The organism is Nocardia sp. NPDC058497 (genome assembly GCF_042720195.1).
GTDB lineage: Bacteria > Actinomycetota > Actinomycetes > Mycobacteriales > Mycobacteriaceae > Nocardia.
In genome coordinates this window covers 4,689-5,256 of sequence record NZ_JBHXMY010000424.1, presented here as the reverse complement: position 1 = coordinate 5,256, position 568 = coordinate 4,689, and the positions used below count along the sequence as shown (strand labels likewise).

At 69.0% G+C, this 568-nt stretch carries 1 protein-coding gene and 1 pseudogene; both read right to left on the bottom strand.

Translation table 11 applies throughout. The features are described 5' to 3' along the window. Window positions 1–95 (bottom strand): annotated as a pseudogene (locus tag ACFWPJ_RS23770) (hydroxylase); the annotation flags it as partial. Between the two features lie 94 nt (window positions 96–189). Continuing rightward, the coding region (locus ACFWPJ_RS23765) for an ADP-ribosylglycohydrolase family protein (protein WP_378854599.1) at window positions 190–568 on the bottom strand (379 nt) is incomplete at its 5' end.

The window sequence follows — 568 nt, the reverse complement described above, 5'->3', positions numbered from 1 at the left end:
AGGGGGGCGCTCACTCGGGGGCTGCCCGCGGCGAGCAGATGGTCGACCACCTTGCGGCCGATGTTGGCGGTGGCCCCGGTTACCAGGATGGTCATGTGTTTTCCCTCCGGTACGGCTCGATGAACCATCCATTCTGCCAACGGAATTCGCTATGGTGCCAGTCCGGATCTGCGGCGGGCAAGCCGCAGTTCAGAGCGACCGGACCGACTCGGCCACAATCCTTTCCGGATCATTCAGGTAGAACGCGCCCAGCGGCGCGACCCGCATCGCCGCCCCGTTGCCGCAGGAACCCTGCCCGCCGAACGCGGCACCGGCTGCCTCCCGCCAGTGCACGCCGTCCCGGATTCGCCGCAGCGTCGTGACGGTCGCGTGCCCGTAGTCACGGCCGGGATCACACCGACGAGCGAAACCGGCAGCCAGCCGCTCCTGATCGATCGCACCCTGCGCGCGGAGCTCGGCTACCAGACAGGCTGCCATCTCGGTGTCGTCCACCGCACACGCCGGACCAGCGGCAGCCGGTACGATCGTCGGGGGCGTCGAATGGGGAGTGGGGGTTTTGGGGGGCGCC